Below are 16,596 nucleotides of genomic sequence, written 5' to 3' on the forward strand. Positions count from 1 at the left end.
TCGTACGCCGTTTACTGGGCCTGCAGGAACAGCCTGTCCCACATGCTCATCACCAGGACCTGGTCACGCGGGGAAAGCTCACCTGCCTTGATCGCTTTATCCAGGCTGATTTGCACCTGAGTCTGCAACGCTTCCGGCGTGTGTTCGCCGGCCTGTTCAATTTCGGCCACGGCCAGCGTCAGATGACCACGCAGGTAACCGCCGGCAAACAGCTCATCGTCGCTGGCATGTTCTACCATGTCATCAATCAGGCCCAGAATACGCGCCTCAAATTCATCGATCATATAATCCTCTGTAAGCTAGTCGCTCCCCGTTCAGCACAAATCTTCCGGCCAGGGAAACAGTGCCGCCGTCAGCGGTGGAGTTGAGTAAAACGAGCGAAGTTCAGCAATCAGTCGGGCCGGGCGCGCAGGAATGCCCTTCTCCAGATAGTCCATCACCTGAGCATGAACTTTACGCTGGAACGCAATGCGATCCGGTTCACAATCACCTTCAAGATTGTCACAACTTACATTGAACGGAAAGCCTGCCGCAACACTTAACAACCACTCCAGCGCCTGGGGTTTGATCTCGACGGATTCAAACTGGCCCTGGGTCTCAGCATCACGCCCATCAGGGCAGTACCAGTAGCCAAAATCCACCTGCTTGCGGCGCTCGGCACCGGCAATGCACCAGTGGGAAATTTCATGCATTCCGCTGGCGTAGAAACCGTGGGCAAACACTACCCGGTTCCAGGGTGACGTCTCGTCAGCAGGAAGATAGATCGGTTCGTCATCACCTTTAATCAGGCGGGTCTGAAAATCATTCATAAAGCAGCGATCGAAGATATCGATCAGATCCTGATAGTGGTGTTGCTGGCTCATAGCTATTTGTCGTGTCAGTAAAAAACGCGCAATTTTGACATTTTGTCAGGCAGGTTTCGAGCACTATTGCATATATTGTCTCACGCGAAAAAGGTGGGCAGGTTATCAATGTCTTACCACCACTCGCCAACATGACGCATAAAGTTTCGGCTTAACGCTCCGATAACCGTTGGCACAGGCGCGATCGTTTTATTGCGCCATCTTATTTTATGGAAAAATAAACGTTTTACTTTAACTATGCGCAATCTCAAAACATCTCATTGAACATGCTGATGAGATAACGCTTTCCACCTTTAAATATTCTCTGGCTGCCACGCTTATCCCGCTGAAATCAGTGAAATAATCTTAGCCCGTGACATGGACGTCCTGAAATCCTGTTGACAACCTCATACCCTTTCAGGCGAGTGTGAATGAAGCAAAAATCAAATAAAACAACAATGATGATCAACGGAAATACCCGTGGACTGATCAGGCAGCCCCTGGTCGGTATGCTGGTATTACTGGGAGGACTTTTTCTTTGCGCTATCGTTGCGCTGTTTTACATCGCCGCTCAACAGAATACCCATGAAGACAAGCACCTTCAGTTACTGATGGGTAAAGCAATCGAAAACCGTCAGGATATTATGCATGCGCATACGATGGACAATGCCGACTGGGGCGAAGCCTGGAAAAATCTGCATTTGACGATAAACACCGAATGGGCCTGGGACAATCAAAACCTTGGGGAGTCCCTGTATCAACGTTTTCATTATGAGGGCATTTTCGTTGTCTCTCCGCAGGGAAAAACAGGTTACAGCGTGCTCGAAGGACAGCTGAAGCTACAGAGCGTTGCAACATGGCTGGGCATCGATCCTCTGCCCCAGCTTCAGCAACGGCTGAATGTGTCAGGGGGGAATGCCATCTCGATGCTGGTGGTCTCGCAGGGGCGAGTCACCATCGTCAGCGCCGCTTGGATCACCCCCGATGGGGCGGCCAGTGCAGATACGGAAAACGGCCCGCATTCAATTCTTATCTTCGCCGACAGGCTCACCCCGGAGAAGCTGAGTCATATGGCGCTGGAATACGGTATCCAGGGCGCACAAATATTCAGTACACAAACCGCACTCCAGCCTGAAGACCGTAACATGCTGGCACTGCCCGCCTTGGGCGGAACGATCACATTCACCTGGCAGAGTGATGATCCCGGTAATGCTCTGGTAACGGGTATTCTGCCTGCGCTGGTATTGCTGATGTTTACCACCCTGCTGACCGCCCTGATGCTGATGAAAAATGCCCTGCGTAAAGCACGTCTCAGTGATGAGAGTCATTTCCAGCTGGAACAAAGCAAGAAGGCACTCTACAACAGCGAATGCCGTTTCAGGGATGTCGCTGAAACCACCACGGACTGGATTTGGGAAGCGGATGAGAACTTAACGTTTACCTGGATATCCGAGCGCTTCCCGGTGATTACCGGCTACCACATTTCTGACTGGATTGGCCGTCCGGCAACGGAGTTTTTACTGAACGACAGTAATGCCCTGGCGCAACTGACTTACCTGTGCCAGTCCGGTGGCCGCATCACGCTTCCTCATTGCCACTATCTCTCGGCCCAACAACATCAACGCTACTGCAATATGATCGTTAAACGCGTGTACCTGCCTGGCGGAAAAACCGGGTTTCGTGGCACAGCAACCGATGTCACCCAGGAAGTAAAAGCACAGGAGCGCGTGCGTTATTTATCACACTTCGATGAGTTAACCGGCCTGCCTAATCGTGTGCAGATGAAAGAGTTCCTCGAAGGAAAATTGAATTCAGCGCCCAGCACTGAACAGCAGCTGGCTATTGTGATGGTTGACCTGGATAAGTTTAAACCGGTTAACGATGTCTACGGGCATGCGGCCGGTGACAGCGTGCTGCATGAAGTCTCTGCCAGGCTACGCGCCTGCCTGAAAACATCCGGCATGGTGACCCGCCATGGCGGTGATGAATTTATTATTATTCTGCCGGAGGTTCAGGATCAGCGCGATATTGCCACCCTGTGCCAGCAGATTATTGATGAGATTAACCGGCCCTTCCTGATTGCCAACGGCGAAATTTTTATCGGGGTCAGCCTGGGCATTGCCCTCGCCCCTCAGGACGCCAGTACCGCCAGTGACCTGCTGCGTTATGCCGACATCGCACTCTACAAAGCCAAAAATGAGGGGCGTAACCAGTGGGCATTCTTCCAGCGCGATATGGGGGAAAAAATTGTCCAGCGCCGCGAGATGGAACAGGAACTGCGTGAGGGAATTCGCGCAGGCCAGCTGCGTCTGGTTTACCAGCCGCGTTACGATACCCACTGTTCGTGTATCACGGCGGTTGAAGCGCTGGTCAGATGGCAACACCCACACCACGGACTGCTGATGCCTGACCAGTTTATCCCGCTGGCGGAAGAAACCGGCTTGATTAACGCACTCAGCGACTGGGTATTGTTTACAGCCTGCAGTGATGCGCTGAACGCTATGCCGGGGTTAACGGTGTCGGTGAATATCTCGGCAAGTGAATTCCAGGACAGCAGCCTGTACAACAGAATAAAAGGGGTGTTAGAAAAAACAGGACTGGAGAGCTCATTGCTGGAGATCGAAGTCACCGAAAATGTCACATTGCATGATCCGGCCAAGACACAGAAAACCATGCTACAAATTAAGGAACTGGGCGTGAAGTTCCTTATCGATGATTTCGGCACGGGTTTTGCCTCGTTAAGCTATCTGCGCAACTTCCCGTTTGACGGTATAAAGCTGGATAAATCCTTTATTTTCCCTATGGATGATTCGGTACGCGCCAGGCAAGTCGTCGAAAATATGATTGGCCTCGGCAAGGCCTATTCTCTCTATGTCACCGCCGAAGGCGTTGAAACACAATCGCAGATGGAGCAGTTAACGCTGTTGCAGTGTGACAGCCTGCAGGGGTATTACATCGGCAAACCGATGGCCCTTGAACATCTGATTGCACTACCGACCTGCCGCACCCGCACTTAATGCCTGTGCCTGCTGGCGAAAAGCCAGCGGAGCCAGGCCGTAATGTTCTTTGAAGATGCGTGAAAAGTGAAAAGGCGAAACAAAACCACACTGCTCGGCGATCAGTGCCACGGGCAGGTGGCTGCGCATCAGCAGGCGTTCCGCATGGCGCAGGCGCACATCGCGCAGATAGCGGGCCGGAGTCTGGCGCAGATGACGGCGAAACAGCGCAATCAGATGATTTACCGAACAGTGGGCGCGGGCTGCGATATCCTCCAGCGCCAGCGGATGCTGGTAGCGCATAGCAATAAAGCGGCAGGCTTCACGTACCCCCTTCGGCATGGTTTTCCGCTCCTCTCCCGATGGCTGAATAGCGCGTGAGGCGTAGTAATAGAGCAGTGTTTCTGCCAGCGAGATTAACGCTCGCGGTGCGCCTTCAGGCTGAGAGGTTAAACTGATGCCCAGCTCCATCAGTTGCTCTACCTGATGGTCAAAAGCAATGGTGGCAGGCAAATGTGCCAGCTCGAGATTAAAGTTCGCCGGGAGGGCCGCGAAATCCAGCTGGCACCAGATATGCTCGCTGGGCAGCAGTGAGTCAAACTGGAACAACTCACGCTCTCCCGGCAGCAGCAACGCCAGCGTGCCGGGCAATAACAGCAGTGAACGCTGCGCCGTCTCAATCGTCACGCTGCCACTCAGCAGCGCAATAAACTGAATGCCGCGCTGAATACGCGGCCCGTACACATCCCCAGCCCCGTACCGCGACAGACCGAAATATCCCTCCATGACGGGGACCGTCAGTGTTATTTCAGACATTTTTTTCACCACTTTGGTCATGTACCCCCCGGCCCCTGGCAGGCTATCTTTTCTCCACTCTTCAGCCGTATAGCGGCGAACACAACCCGAAACTGTGCGCAGAGCCTGATTGTGCGACGCAGATCAAACTTTGATTTCAGACAGGAGAAAACTATGGCAAATGCCAACGTGCGTCTTGGCGTCAGTCCGCTGGCCTGGACCAACGATGTGCTGGAAGATCTGGGGGATGATGTCACTGCCCTGCAATGTATGCAGCAGGCTGCCGCCATCGGCTATCAGGGGATTGAACTGGGCCGTAAATTTCCCCGCGAGCTGGCAGCCTTGCAACCGCTGTTGCAGGAAACCGGGCTGTCACTGGCTTCCGGCTGGTTCTCCGGCACCCTGGCCGACATTAGCGTGCAGCAGGAGCTGCACAATGTGGCCGATCATGCCCGCCTGCTGAGTGCGCTGGGCTGTTCCGTCATGGTGTATGGTGAATGCGGGGGGATGCCCGGCGAGACACCGCTGGATATCGGTATTTCCCACTCACCCAAACTCAGCGCCATTGACTTTGATGCTTACGTACGGCGGTTGAGCCAGTTCGCCTCGGCACTGTATCAGGAATATGGCCTGAAGCTGGCTTACCACCACCATCTGATGATGCTGGTGGAGCATCAGGATGAGATCGAGCGCTTTTTCTCTGCCACCCATGAGGATGTCGGGATGCTGCTGGATACCGGGCATGCCGTGGCGGCAGGCGCCGATCTCAACGCGCTGATCCGCCAGTTCGGCAGCCGTATCTGCCATATCCACCTGAAAGATATTCGTCGTGCGCGCCTGGAAAAGGTGTACCAGCAGGATGAAAGTTTTAACCAGGGCGTACGCGGCGGCATGTTCACCGTGCCCGGTGATGGCGGTATCGATTATCAGCCGGTGGTGGATTTCGTCAATCACAGCGGCTATCGCGGCTGGCTGATCGTTGAAGCAGAACAAGACCCGATCCAAGCGCCCCCGGTGCCCACCGTGACGCGCGCCTTCCATCACGTTAATGCTCTTTTTTCGCGCTAAGGAAATACGATGTCTGACACTCTGAATATTGGCCTGATCGGCTCCGGTTTTATGGGGCAGGCGCATGCAGACGCCATCCGCCGCGCTGCCCTGCTCTACCCTGATTTACCGAAAACACCGGTGTTGTACGCCATTGCCGACCAGAACCAGGCGATGGCACAGCAGGCGGCACAGCGCTTCGGTGCGCTGCACGCCTTTGGCGACTGGCGGGAGATGGTGCAGGACCCGAACATCGATGTGATTGATATCACCTCGCCCAACCATCTGCATCATCAGATGGCACTGGCTGCGATCAACGCCGGGAAGCATGTTTACTGCGAGAAACCGCTGGCCGTCACGGAATACGAGGCACGAGAGATGGCGGAAGCCGCACGCCGGGCCGGGGTGAAAACCATGGTGGCGTTTAACAATATCAAAACCCCGGCGGCGCAGCTGGCGAAGCAGCTGATTGAGCGCGGCGAGATCGGCACCCCGGTGCGTTTTCGCGGCACTTTCGACCAGGGTTTCTATAACGACCCGGAGCTGCCCTGGTCCTGGCGTTGCTCGAAAGAACTGGCTGGTTCAGGTTCTCTTGGCGACCTGGGCGCCCATACCCTGTCGGTGGCACAGTATCTGATGGGCGGCGTCAAAGAAGTGTGCGCCAGCGGGCAGACACATCTTAACACCCGTCCGGTGCCCGGCGTCGACAGCGGTTACGCCAGTAAGGTCGAGGCCAATGCGCAACGTCGCGAGGTGGAAAACGATGACCAGATGCAGTGCCTGGTGAGCTTCGACAGCGGCGCTGCCGGGGTGATTGAGTCTTCACGTATTGCCGCCGGACGCATTTTCGGCGTTTACTGGGAAGTGTCCGGCACCGAAGGCACGCTGTATATGGACGGCGAGCGCTTTAACGAACTCCAGGTATTCCGTTTTAACGATGATAAGCGCGATCGTGGGTTCAAAACCCTGTATGCGGGCAGCCAGATCCCCGCTTATTCAGCCTTCTTCGGCTTCGATTTCGGCGGCGGCGGGCTGGGTTACTTCGATGTCAAAGTGCTGGAAATGCATGACCTGGTGCAGGGAATTTGCCGCGATGACGACTGCTACCCGAACTTTACGTTCGGCTGGGAGAATCAGCGCATCTTACAGGCGATTGAGGATTCGATGGAGCAGCGCCGCTGGATCAATGTGAGAAGAGGTTAGGTGTTGTGCAGCGGGTCAGGCATGCCTGACCCCTACTGATGCTACATACGGAGAAGCGCGGCATTCGTAAGAGCATGCCATGCGCGGGCAGTGGCATCCGTAGAGGCGAGGCATCCGTAGGGACGTGATATCCGTAGGGGCGTGGCATGCCGCGCCCGAAAGCACATTATGAGGCGCGGCATTCGTAAGAGCATGCCATGCGCGGGCAGTGACATTCGTAGGGGCGCGGCATGCCGCGCCCGAAAGCACATTATAACGAATGGAACCACGCAATGATTTCCGCGCCGTGGCTGTCATACAGCAATTTCGCACTCATCACCGCCGACACAATCACAATCATCGGGCGGATCAGCTTCTGCCCTTTGGTCAGCACCATTCTGGCACCCAGACGTGCGCCGCACACCTGACCCGCGAGCATCACCAGCCCCACCAGCCACACCACTTTTCCGCCAATCATAAACAGCAGCAGGCCACCGAGGTTGGAGGTGAAGTTCAGCACTTTGGCATGGGCGGTCGATTTCGCCAGGTTGTAACCGCACAGGGTCACGAACGCCAGCGCATAAAACGAACCCGCGCCAGGGCCGAAGAACCCGTCATAAAACCCAACGCATCCTCCAGCCACCAGTGCAAACGGCAGACCATGGAGACGACGCTGACGATCTTCCTCCCCAATCTTCGGCATCAGCAGGAAATAAAGACCAATGGTAATCACCAGCAGCGGCAGCAGCTGGCGCAAAATATCGCCCTGCACGTGCTGTACCAGCAGCGCACCGCTGATCGATCCTAAAAAGGTCAGCGCAATATTCAGCTTTTGCTCGCGTAAATCCACGGCTTTGCGGCGGATAAAATAGAGGCTGGCAGAAAACGACCCGCCTACCGACTGCAGCTTATTGGTCGCCAGCGCCTGGGCTGGCGACAACCCGGCGGCCAGCAGCGCAGGCACCGTCAGTAAGCCGCCGCCGCCCGCAATCGCATCGATAAACCCCGCCAGTAAAGCCACCAGAAACAGCACGCCCAACAGCCACGGAGCAACACTTACCCATTCCATTTATCGTTATGCCTTACAGTAAATGTTTATCCAGCAAAGCCTGGCAGGATGGCGGTAACGGAGGGGGCTCGCGCTTCACCGGCGGTGTACTGCCCGGTTTCGCTGGCGCAAACCAGCTTTGCAGTTCGGCACCACAGCCATCACCCGGCGGTGGGATCGGTTGATCCTGGCACTCAAGGCTTCCCGCCGGACAGCGCAGGCGCACATGCATATGGGCACGATGCTGGAACCACGGACGCACCTTGCGTAACCACTCACGATCGCTACCGGCATCCGCACAAAGCTGCTTTTTAATCGCCGGATTCACGAAAATACGCGTCACCTCGGGATCTTTCGCCGCCAGCTTAATCAGGCTGTCAATTTCTGGCTGCCAGTGGCGTGCCACCACATTTTTTCCATCGGCGGCAACCAGATCAAGCGGCTGAGGTTTCAGCAGCATTTGCTGTGTCCAGCGCTGTTTGGGGAGCTGTAACCAGATATCCACATCCAGCCCGGACTGATGACTGGCGTGGCCGCTGCTGAAACGACCGCCTGCCGCCATGCCCATATCACCGACCAGCACTTCCCCCAGCCCCAGTTGATTTGTCTGGGTGCTGAGACGCTGAATAAAAGCAATCAGGTCCGGGTGACCAAAATAGCGACGCTGATCGGTACGCATCACCTGATAACCGGATGCCTCCAGCGGCAGCGGCTGTGCACCAATAATACAGCCGTTAGAGAAGGCACCAATTGACTGCGGTGCACCGCTAATCGGCTGGTGGATTGTCTGCCACGGCGTGGCGGCCTGTGCGGTCGCCGTCGATATCAACAGCGCACACAGCGCCATCAGCGTCTTTTTCATGGGTTACCAGCGCGGGTAAGTGGTTTCAACGTCAGCATTCTGCGCGCGATGACGCAGTAAGTGATCCATCAGCACAATCGCCATCATCGCTTCGGCAATCGGCACCGCACGGATCCCAACGCACGGATCGTGGCGGCCTTTGGTGATCATCTCAACTTCTTCACCGCTGCGGGTCAGTGTTTTTCCGGGTACGGTAATGCTTGAGGTCGGCTTCATCGCCAGATGAGCCATAATGCTCTGACCGCTGCTGATGCCGCCCAGAATGCCGCCAGCATGGTTGCTCTGGAAGCCATTAGCACGGATCTCATCACGGTGTTCGCTACCGCGCTGGCTGACCACGGCAAAGCCGTCGCCAATCTCAATGCCTTTTACCGCATTGATGCTCATCAGCGCATGTGCCAGGTCAGCATCCAGACGGTCAAAGACCGGCTCGCCCAGACCTGCCGGGACGTTTTCCGCCATCACGGTCACTTTGGCACCAATGGAATCGCCCTCTTTCTTCAGAGCACGCATCAGTTCGTCCAGCGCTTCAATTTTATCAGGGTCCGGGCAGAAGAAGGGATTCTGTTCTACCTGGTCCCAGTCTTTCAGCTCGCAGGCCACATCACCAATCTGCGCCAGATAACCGCGCACGATAATGCCGTGTTTCATCTCAAGGTATTTTTTCGCAATGGCCCCGGCCGCAACGCGCATCGCCGTTTCACGCGCCGATGAGCGGCCACCGCCGCGATAGTCGCGAAAACCGTATTTCTGGTCGTAGGTGTAATCCGCATGACCGGGACGGTAGAGATCTTTGATCGCGCCGTAGTCCTGCGAGCGCTGATCGGTGTTTTCAATCAGCAGACCAATACTGGTTCCGGTGGTTTTGCCTTCAAACACGCCGGACAAAATTTTCACCTGGTCCGGCTCACGGCGTTGGGTGGTATAGCGCGAAGTGCCAGGGCGGCGGCGATCGAGATCGTGCTGCAAATCGGCTTCGGTCAGTGGGATGCCCGGAGGCACGCCATCCACGATACAACCGAGGGCGATGCCGTGTGATTCGCCAAACGTCGTGACCCGAAATACTTGTCCAATGGTATTACCCGCCATGCTGGCTCCTCGCTAAAATGGTGAATCAGTCTTTATAGATTTTAAAATGATGTTGTGCATCGATAATCTGTTGTTTCGTCAGCATGAACACGCCGTCGCCACCGTTATCGAATTCCAGCCAGGTGAAAGGCACATCCGGGTACTGGTCAATCATATGCACCATGCTGTTACCCACTTCACAAATCAGCACGCCCTGCTCACTGAGGTAGTCCGGTGCGCAGGCGAGAATACGACGGACCAGTTTCAGACCATCGCTGCCTGCTGCCAGACCGAGTTCCGGCTCATGGCGGTATTCGTTTGGCAGGTCGTCCATATCATCCGCATCAACATACGGCGGGTTGGTGACAATCAGGTCGTACTGCGTCTTAGGCAGTTCGCGGAACAGGTCGGCACGAATTGGCGTAACGTGGTGATCTAAACCGTGTGCGCCAATGTTCTGCTCGGTAACCGCCAGCGCATCGGTGGAGATATCCACGGCATCCACTTCAGCGTCCGGGAAGGCATAGGCACAGGCGATTGCGATACAGCCGCTGCCGGTGCACATGTCCAGAATATGCTGGGGTTCATGGCTGATGATGCCGTCAAAGTGGCTGTTAATCAGCTCACCGATCGGCGAACGCGGGACCAGCACGCGCTCATCAACATAAAACTCATGACCGCAGAACCAGGCTTTATTGGTGAGGTAAGCCACCGGAATGCGTTCGTTAATACGTCGGATCACACGCTCAACAATGCGGTGACGCTCGCTCGAGGTCAGACGCGCGGTGCGCATATCTTCAGGGATATCCAGCGGCAGATAAAGCGTCGGGAGCACCAGCTGAACAGCTTCGTCCCAGGGATTGTCGGTGCCGTGGCCATACCAGATATCAGCAGCAGAAAAGCGGCTGACCGACCAGCGCAACATGTCCTGAATAGTGTGCAGTTCATTGACTGCTTCATCGACGAAAATTTTGTCCAAAGTGCCCTCCGCAGGCCGTTCTGTTAAACCCGGGCGCTAGTTTGCCACGAAGCTTGAGATAATTCAGCGCGAGGGGGTGAAAAAGCTGAGATTTGTTTCAGCGATGGGCGAGGAAAAGGTAGACTGACCCCAAATTGTGGATGAAATGACCCTTTAAAGGGGCAGTAAACCCTAACTGACAGCATAGCGATCCCCTGAGATGAGTAAAAAAGAGAATCTGAATGCGGACGATCGGGCGCTGTTTCGCGGGCTGATGACCGGCACACGCAAGCTGACCCAGGACACGATTGTCCATAAGCCACCGCGCAAAAAGATAAGCGAAGTCCCGCAGAAACGCCTGCTCTCCGAGCAGATGGATAACAGCCACTATTTTTCCGATGAGTTCCAGCCACTGCTGGCGACGGAAGGCGCGGTGCGTTACGTTCGTAGCGACGTAGACCACTATGAGTTGAAAAAGCTGCGACGCGGGGATTACAGCCCGGAGATATTTCTCGACCTGCACGGATTAACCCAGAAGCAGGCCAAAGAGGAGCTGGGTGCACTGATTGCCGCCTGTCGCCGCGAACATATCTTCTGTGCCAGCGTAATGCACGGCCACGGCAAGCATGTTCTCAAACAGCAGACACCGCTGTGGCTGGCCCAGCACCCCATGGTGATGGCCTTTCATCAGGCGCCGAAGTTGTTTGGCGGAGATGCTGCCCTGCTAGTGTTGATTGAGATTGAAGAGTGGATGCCGCCTGAATTGATGCTGCCGTAGCGCGGAGCCTGTATTTCGCTACGGAGGTGTCACGATGGAGATCAGGGGTCGGGCCGACCGGAATAAAGATCGGCCCCTGGGGCAGGCATCACATCGCTTTCGCTAACTTGGCAGGGGATACCTGCCATTCCAGCTTGCCAGCCGCATTCTCCGCATCGAAGTCAACGCAGGCAATCGCCGAGGTGGCAAACATCGGTGGCGCTTCCTGCGGGCATAACTCAGCCACCAGATAGCCCACCAGCGGCAGGTGAGAGATCACCAGCGCCGATTTGACGCCTTCGTTTGCCAGTACCTGCAGGTAGCAGGCCACCAGGCCAGGATCGCCGCCCGGAGTCAGCTCCGGCAGCACATCTTCGCCTTCCGGCAAGGGCAACACTTCACGTACCTGATTCAGTGTTTGCTGCGCACGCAGATAAGGACTGACCAGTACGCGCTCAATATCCACTGACTGGCCGTTAAGCCAGGTCGCCATCTGGCGAGTCTCATCACAGCCGCAATGGGTCAAAGGTCTGACTGAATCACTTGCTGCATCTAATGCTGCATCGCCGTGACGCATAATGAAAACTTGCATATAGCACCGCTGTTGTTAAACAAAAACGCCGGGGGACAACGCCGTCCGACTCTTCATCCAGAGAATGAACGCTGTGTTGTACCCCAATGCCTTGAGTATAGTCAACCGATTGTTTACTTAGTGAGCGACGTGCAGATTAACCCGCCAACATCATTCGCTAACCCCACCAGACTATCCCACTGAATCAGTGCAACTATTCAGCTTAACTTCCGGTTTATAGAAGGTTTCCTCGGCGTCAGCCATTTTTTTCAAACGTTCACAAGGGGCAAAACGCGGCCCGTGACGCTGCATAAGTTGCTCTAAACTGTTTACCACTTCACCGATGCCTAACTGGTCCATATAGTGGAAGGGACCCCCGAGAAACGGCGGGAAGCCGATGCCAAAAACAGCGCCGATATCGCCGTCACGCGCGCAGGAAACCACCTCTTCGTCCAGCGTACGCGCCGCCTCATTCAGCAGCATCATCACACAGCGCTGAGCGATATTCTGTGCGCTGAGATGGTGTTTTGCACTGATATTCAGCAAGCGATAAATCGCGCTGTCCGGCTGCTTTTTCCGCCCTTTCTGTGGATAAAGGTAGAAACCACGTCCGTTCTTCCGTCCCTTGCGATCGTCCTTCAGCACCGCGTCCAGCGCGGCCGGCAATGCAAAACGCTCGCCCCATGCCTGTTGCAGGATTGGCATAATATGCGTGCCGACATCAATCCCTACTTCATCCAGTAACTGCACCGGCCCCACCGGGAAACCGAACTGCACCAGCGCGTGGTCAATAGACTCAATCGGCTCCCCTTCCAGCAGACAGTGCATCGCTTCAATCATATAGGGGGCGAGAATGCGGTTAACGTAGAACCCGGCCCGATCGGCCACCACAATCGGTGTTTTACCCTGTTTCTTCGCCAGCGCCACCGCCGTGGCCACGGTGACCGCCGCCGTTCCGGCATGGGGGATCACCTCCACCAACGGCATTTTTTCCGGCGGACTGAAGTAATGCAAACCGATGACATTCTCTGGCCGCTGCGCACCAGAGGCAATATCCGCAATCGGCAGCGATGACGTATTAGAAGCAAACAGCGTGTCTGGCGAACAGTGCGCCTCAACCTCAGCCACCATTTTTTGCTTCAGCGCCAGATCTTCAAAGACGGCTTCAATGACCATATCACGCTGGCGGAAGCCCTGATAGTCAGTGCCACCGCTGATCAATGCGATCTGTTGCTGACGCTCTGCCACACTCAGGCGGCGGCGGTTGACCTGCTGAGTCAGCACCTGCCAGCTGGTTTTCAGCGCCCGGTTAATGCCTTCCGGGTTCACATCTTTAATGCGCACGGGCAGCCCGGCGCGGGTAGCCGTGATGCAGGCGATACCTCCCCCCATCAGGCCACCGCCCAGCACACCAATACGCTTCAACTCACGCGGCGCAGCCTGGGCACCCGGATCTTTTTTCAGGGCGGTAGTGGCGAAAAACAGGCTGCGCAAAGCGGCGGACTGCGGCGTCATCGCCAGTTCACCAAATGCCTGCGCCTCGGCGGCATAACCGCTACCGCTGCCCTGTTCCAGCCCGCAGCGCACCACGCTGAGTATTTTGTCTGTCGCCGGGTAATTCCCGTGCGTTTTCGCCTGCGTCTGGCGTTTTGCCAGCGCGAACAGTATCGCCCTGCCCGCCGGGCCGGTTAACAGCCGTTCGCGCAGCGGTAACGGCTTTCTGGCGCTGCGCGCTTTCAGTGCCAGCTTCACCGCTGTCTCCAGTAATATACTCGCTGCCACCGCGTCATCCACCAGCCCGCATTTCAGGGCCGCACGCGCACGCAGGGTTTTGCCTGTCAGGATCATATCCAGCGCGGTCGAAGCGCCAATCAGACGCGGCAGCCGCTGCGTTCCCCCGGAGCCCGGCAACAGCCCCAACTGGACTTCCGGCAGGCCGAGCCGGGTTTTATCATCCAGCGAACAGACGCGATGATGGCAGGCCAGTGCCAGCTCCAGGCCGCCCCCGAGGCAGGCACCGTGGATGGCGGCCACGACCGGCACCGGCAGCGCAGCGATCTCCGCCATCACGGTCTGCCCGGCGTGTGCCAGCGCGCTGGCCTGCTCTGCCGTGTCGCAGGCCGCGATCATGCTGATATCGGCCCCGGCAATAAAAGAGTCCGGCTTGCCGGAGATCAGCACCAGCCCGGCAAGGTGCGGATTGGACCGTGCCTGTCTGAGGACATCGCGAATTTGCCCGGCAAAGGCCTCCTTCAGCGTGTTCATCTTCTCATCAGGCACATCGATAGTGATCACGCCGACGTTATCCAGGCGCATGCTGAGCGTAAAAGCCGTTTTCTGTTCCATTATTCCGCCTCCAAAACCATTGCGGCACCCAAACCCCCGGCGGCGCAGGCGGTCACCAGCCCCAGCCCGCCACCGCGCCGACGCAGCTCATTTAGCGTCTGCGTGATCATCCGTGCCCCGGTCGCGGCGAACGGATGACCATAAGCGATAGAGCCACCCAGCACGTTGAACTGCTCCTGATTCACCTCGCCCAGCGCATGGGGACGGTTCAGCACCTCGCGGGCAAAACGTTCATCCGCAAACATCTTCAGGTTAGCCAGCGTCTGCGCCGCAAACGCTTCATGCATATCAATCAGAGAAAGGTCGGCCAGCGTGATCCCCGCACGATCCAGCGCCAGCGGTGAAGCATAGGAAGGCCCCAGCAGCATATCCTGGCGCACATCAATGGCGGTAAACGCATAGCTGCGCAGGTAGCCCAGCGGCACCATGCCCAGCTCGCGCGCGCGGGACTCGGTCATCAGAACCACCGCAGCAGCCCCGTCGGTGAGTGGCGTGCTGTTTGCTGCCGTGACCGTACCGTGTTTTCGGTCAAATGCCGGGCGCAGGCGGGCATAGTCTTCAGGACGGGATTCGCTGCGCACATTGTTATCCTGCTGAACGGGCTGCTTCCACGGGGGAGCATAAGCCGTCATCACCTCGTCATTTAACAGCCCCTGTTGCCAGGCACGCGCCGCATGAAGATGGGAGCGGTGCGCCAGTGCATCCTGCTGCTCGCGGGTAATGCCATGATCTTTCGCCATCTGTTCGGCGGTATCGCCCATGCGCAGCCCGGTGGAATATTCGGCCACCGCCGGAGGCACCGGCAGTAAATCGCGCGGACGCAGCTGGCTAAGGAGTGTAAGTTTTTGCGGCAACGTACGCGCTTTGCTGAGGTCGACCAGCACCCGCGCCAGCGTTTTACTGACGCCAATCGGCAGCACTGAGGAAGAGTCCGCGCCACCGGCAATACCGGCCTGAATCGTCCCTGCCAGCAGGCTCTCGGCCACATTCGCCACCGCCTGAAAGCTGGTGGCGCAGGCGCGGCTGACGCTGTAGGCATCGGTATGCACACTCAGGCCGCTGGCCAGCACAATTTCACGGGCAATATTGGGGGCTTCCGGCATCTGCACCACCTGGCCGAACACCAGCTGTTCAATGGCGTCAGCGGGGATCTCGCTGCGCGCCAGCAGTTCACTGATCACCATGCGCCCCAGTTCCAGCGCCGGAATACCGTGAAACGCGGTGGCCTGGCGGACAAATGGCGTACGCAATCCGTGGGTGATTGCGATACGGTCACCCTGACGTGTCAGCAAAGGTATAGCTTTACTCATTATTCTCACCTTTCTGCTCCCTGTTGCGTCGTGTTGCCGGTGCATGGGCGGCAATACGCGAGGTCGGGAGCATATCTTAGATAGACGGCATCATTGCCAAGAGGTCTGACCTGATCAGTGTTAACCAGATTAATGACGGGCGCTACGGCAGAAGGGAAAAAATGCGAGAACACACACGATTCTGGTGGAGGGCGGGCACCCTCCACCGGGAGATTAGCGCAGGCCCAGCTGGAAAATCATCGTTTCCGCCTGGCAGCTAAAAGTAAACTCACAGTCCAGCGTGACACCGGCCGGGGTTTCGCTGAAGCGGCTTTCGATCAGGCAAGGTTCTGACTCAACGGCACGCGCTTTATCCGTCAGCGTACGCAGCATCGCTTCAGCCTGTTCACGACGTTCAAATTCCTGGCTGTAGCTGGCGGTACAGTCCGTGTTATCCATTACTGTCCCGACATCGACACAGCAACACGCAGCGGTTTCACTGGCGTTACAGCGGTTAATAGCTTCAGTCATACATCCTCCGGCATACCACCCGGTATCTGGCGGCAGGTTAATTTAGATAAGTATAAGTCTACGCCTGCGCCTGTTTTCGCTCCAGCCATCCGGGGAAAAGAGCGCGTTAAGTGATGAAAATCACACTATTATTTGATCCGAAACAAGTCACACTAAATCATCAAAAAATTGATTGTAAGTTTTTTGCAAGCCAGATCGCTTTTTCAGCATCATTTTAGAAATATTTGAAAAACAATATTGCAACATAGACACAGGTCGGACCTATACTTGGCCCACTGGTCTGATTTGTTGGTTGTCTGTCAGT

Annotated in this window: 15 protein-coding genes; 4 read left to right on the forward strand and 11 right to left on the reverse strand. The window is 56.3% G+C overall.

Annotated features, from left to right (window positions below; translation table 11 throughout):
* Window positions 1–11: 11 nt before the first annotated feature.
* On the reverse strand, window positions 12–284 hold the full coding sequence (locus FY046_RS04020) for a YfcL family protein (RefSeq protein ID WP_133841324.1): 273 nt from the start codon (window positions 282–284) through the stop codon (window positions 12–14).
* A gap of 30 nt (window positions 285–314) precedes the next feature.
* A complete protein-coding gene (locus FY046_RS04025; RefSeq protein WP_133841323.1) occupies window positions 315–863 on the reverse strand; it encodes an elongation factor P hydroxylase in 549 nt (182 codons plus the stop codon).
* Window positions 864–1,273: 410 nt separating this feature from the next.
* On the opposite strand from FY046_RS04025, the gene FY046_RS04030 reads away from it, so the two are divergent.
* Window positions 1,274–3,859 carry a bifunctional diguanylate cyclase/phosphodiesterase gene (locus FY046_RS04030; RefSeq protein ID WP_133841322.1) on the forward strand — a complete coding sequence of 862 codons (2,586 nt, stop codon included), beginning with the start codon at window positions 1,274–1,276 and terminating at the stop codon, window positions 3,857–3,859.
* Here the strand turns inward: FY046_RS04030 and FY046_RS04035 are convergent.
* On the reverse strand, window positions 3,833–4,654 hold the full coding sequence (locus FY046_RS04035) for a helix-turn-helix domain-containing protein (RefSeq protein WP_446185771.1): 822 nt from the start codon (window positions 4,652–4,654) through the stop codon (window positions 3,833–3,835). The genes FY046_RS04030 and FY046_RS04035 overlap by 27 nt on opposite strands.
* A gap of 153 nt (window positions 4,655–4,807) precedes the next feature.
* On the opposite strand from FY046_RS04035, the gene iolE reads away from it, so the two are divergent.
* Together iolE and FY046_RS04045 are read left to right on the forward strand one after the other, a co-directional pair.
* The gene (gene iolE / locus FY046_RS04040; protein ID WP_159336255.1) at window positions 4,808–5,701 is read left to right on the forward strand and encodes a myo-inosose-2 dehydratase; all 894 of its coding nucleotides are present in this window, start codon (window positions 4,808–4,810) and stop codon (window positions 5,699–5,701) included.
* A gap of 9 nt (window positions 5,702–5,710) precedes the next feature.
* Window positions 5,711–6,883 (forward strand): Gfo/Idh/MocA family protein, encoded by a 1,173-nt coding sequence (locus tag FY046_RS04045; protein WP_159336254.1) that lies wholly within the window; start codon window positions 5,711–5,713, stop codon window positions 6,881–6,883.
* Window positions 6,884–7,133: 250 nt separating this feature from the next.
* On the opposite strand, the gene FY046_RS04050 is transcribed toward FY046_RS04045, so the two are convergent.
* Genes FY046_RS04050 through prmB form a run of 4 tightly spaced genes read right to left on the reverse strand, consistent with a single transcriptional unit; the run spans window position 7,134 to window position 10,819 of the window.
* On the reverse strand, window positions 7,134–7,931 hold the full coding sequence (locus FY046_RS04050; RefSeq protein WP_159336253.1) for a sulfite exporter TauE/SafE family protein: 798 nt from the start codon (window positions 7,929–7,931) through the stop codon (window positions 7,134–7,136).
* Between the two features lie 13 nt (window positions 7,932–7,944).
* Window positions 7,945–8,772 carry a penicillin-insensitive murein endopeptidase gene (mepA, locus tag FY046_RS04055; protein ID WP_133841317.1) on the reverse strand — a complete coding sequence of 276 codons (828 nt, stop codon included), beginning with the start codon at window positions 8,770–8,772 and terminating at the stop codon, window positions 7,945–7,947.
* 3 nt (window positions 8,773–8,775) lie between these two features.
* Window positions 8,776–9,861, reverse strand: a complete 1,086-nt coding sequence (aroC, locus tag FY046_RS04060; RefSeq protein WP_133841316.1) for a chorismate synthase — start codon at window positions 9,859–9,861, stop codon at window positions 8,776–8,778.
* 25 nt (window positions 9,862–9,886) lie between these two features.
* Entirely contained in the window at window positions 9,887–10,819 is a 933-nt protein-coding gene (gene prmB / locus FY046_RS04065; RefSeq protein WP_133841315.1) for a 50S ribosomal protein L3 N(5)-glutamine methyltransferase, read from the reverse strand.
* Window positions 10,820–11,018: 199 nt separating this feature from the next.
* Between prmB and smrB the strand changes: the two genes are divergently transcribed.
* Window positions 11,019–11,576, forward strand: a complete 558-nt coding sequence (gene smrB, locus FY046_RS04070; protein WP_133841314.1) for an endonuclease SmrB — start codon at window positions 11,019–11,021, stop codon at window positions 11,574–11,576.
* 88 nt (window positions 11,577–11,664) lie between these two features.
* On the opposite strand, the gene sixA is transcribed toward smrB, so the two are convergent.
* The 4 genes from sixA to FY046_RS04090 form a co-directional block, all read right to left on the reverse strand.
* Complete coding sequence (sixA, locus tag FY046_RS04075; RefSeq protein WP_133841313.1) at window positions 11,665–12,147, reverse strand: phosphohistidine phosphatase SixA; 483 nt, start codon at window positions 12,145–12,147, stop codon at window positions 11,665–11,667.
* 171 nt (window positions 12,148–12,318) lie between these two features.
* The gene (gene fadJ / locus FY046_RS04080) at window positions 12,319–14,472 is read right to left on the reverse strand and encodes a fatty acid oxidation complex subunit alpha FadJ (RefSeq protein WP_446185772.1); all 2,154 of its coding nucleotides are present in this window, start codon (window positions 14,470–14,472) and stop codon (window positions 12,319–12,321) included.
* A complete protein-coding gene (gene fadI / locus FY046_RS04085) occupies window positions 14,472–15,782 on the reverse strand; it encodes an acetyl-CoA C-acyltransferase FadI (protein ID WP_133841311.1) in 1,311 nt (436 codons plus the stop codon). Before fadI ends, fadJ begins: the two co-directional genes overlap by 1 nt.
* Window positions 15,783–15,995: 213 nt before the next feature.
* Complete coding sequence (locus FY046_RS04090; protein ID WP_133841310.1) at window positions 15,996–16,292, reverse strand: YfcZ/YiiS family protein; 297 nt, start codon at window positions 16,290–16,292, stop codon at window positions 15,996–15,998.
* Window positions 16,293–16,596 lie beyond the last annotated feature (304 nt).

This window comes from Erwinia sp. 1181_3 (genome assembly GCF_052824965.1).

Coding starts and splice junctions, on each gene's coding strand:
- FY046_RS04020 (WP_133841324.1), bottom strand. CDS start 284: ATGATCGATGAATTTGAGGCGCGTATTCTGGGCCTGATTGATGACATG.
- FY046_RS04025 (WP_133841323.1), bottom strand. CDS start 863: ATGAGCCAGCAACACCACTATCAGGATCTGATCGATATCTTCGATCGC.
- FY046_RS04030 (WP_133841322.1), top strand. CDS start 1,274: ATGAAGCAAAAATCAAATAAAACAACAATGATGATCAACGGAAATACC.
- FY046_RS04035 (WP_446185771.1), bottom strand. CDS start 4,654: ATGTCTGAAATAACACTGACGGTCCCCGTCATGGAGGGATATTTCGGT.
- iolE (WP_159336255.1), top strand. CDS start 4,808: ATGGCAAATGCCAACGTGCGTCTTGGCGTCAGTCCGCTGGCCTGGACC.
- FY046_RS04045 (WP_159336254.1), top strand. CDS start 5,711: ATGTCTGACACTCTGAATATTGGCCTGATCGGCTCCGGTTTTATGGGG.
- FY046_RS04050 (WP_159336253.1), bottom strand. CDS start 7,931: ATGGAATGGGTAAGTGTTGCTCCGTGGCTGTTGGGCGTGCTGTTTCTG.
- mepA (WP_133841317.1), bottom strand. CDS start 8,772: ATGAAAAAGACGCTGATGGCGCTGTGTGCGCTGTTGATATCGACGGCG.
- aroC (WP_133841316.1), bottom strand. CDS start 9,861: ATGGCGGGTAATACCATTGGACAAGTATTTCGGGTCACGACGTTTGGC.
- smrB (WP_133841314.1), top strand. CDS start 11,019: ATGAGTAAAAAAGAGAATCTGAATGCGGACGATCGGGCGCTGTTTCGC.
- sixA (WP_133841313.1), bottom strand. CDS start 12,147: ATGCAAGTTTTCATTATGCGTCACGGCGATGCAGCATTAGATGCAGCA.
- fadJ (WP_446185772.1), bottom strand. CDS start 14,472: ATGGAACAGAAAACGGCTTTTACGCTCAGCATGCGCCTGGATAACGTC.
- fadI (WP_133841311.1), bottom strand. CDS start 15,782: ATGAGTAAAGCTATACCTTTGCTGACACGTCAGGGTGACCGTATCGCA.
- FY046_RS04090 (WP_133841310.1), bottom strand. CDS start 16,292: ATGACTGAAGCTATTAACCGCTGTAACGCCAGTGAAACCGCTGCGTGT.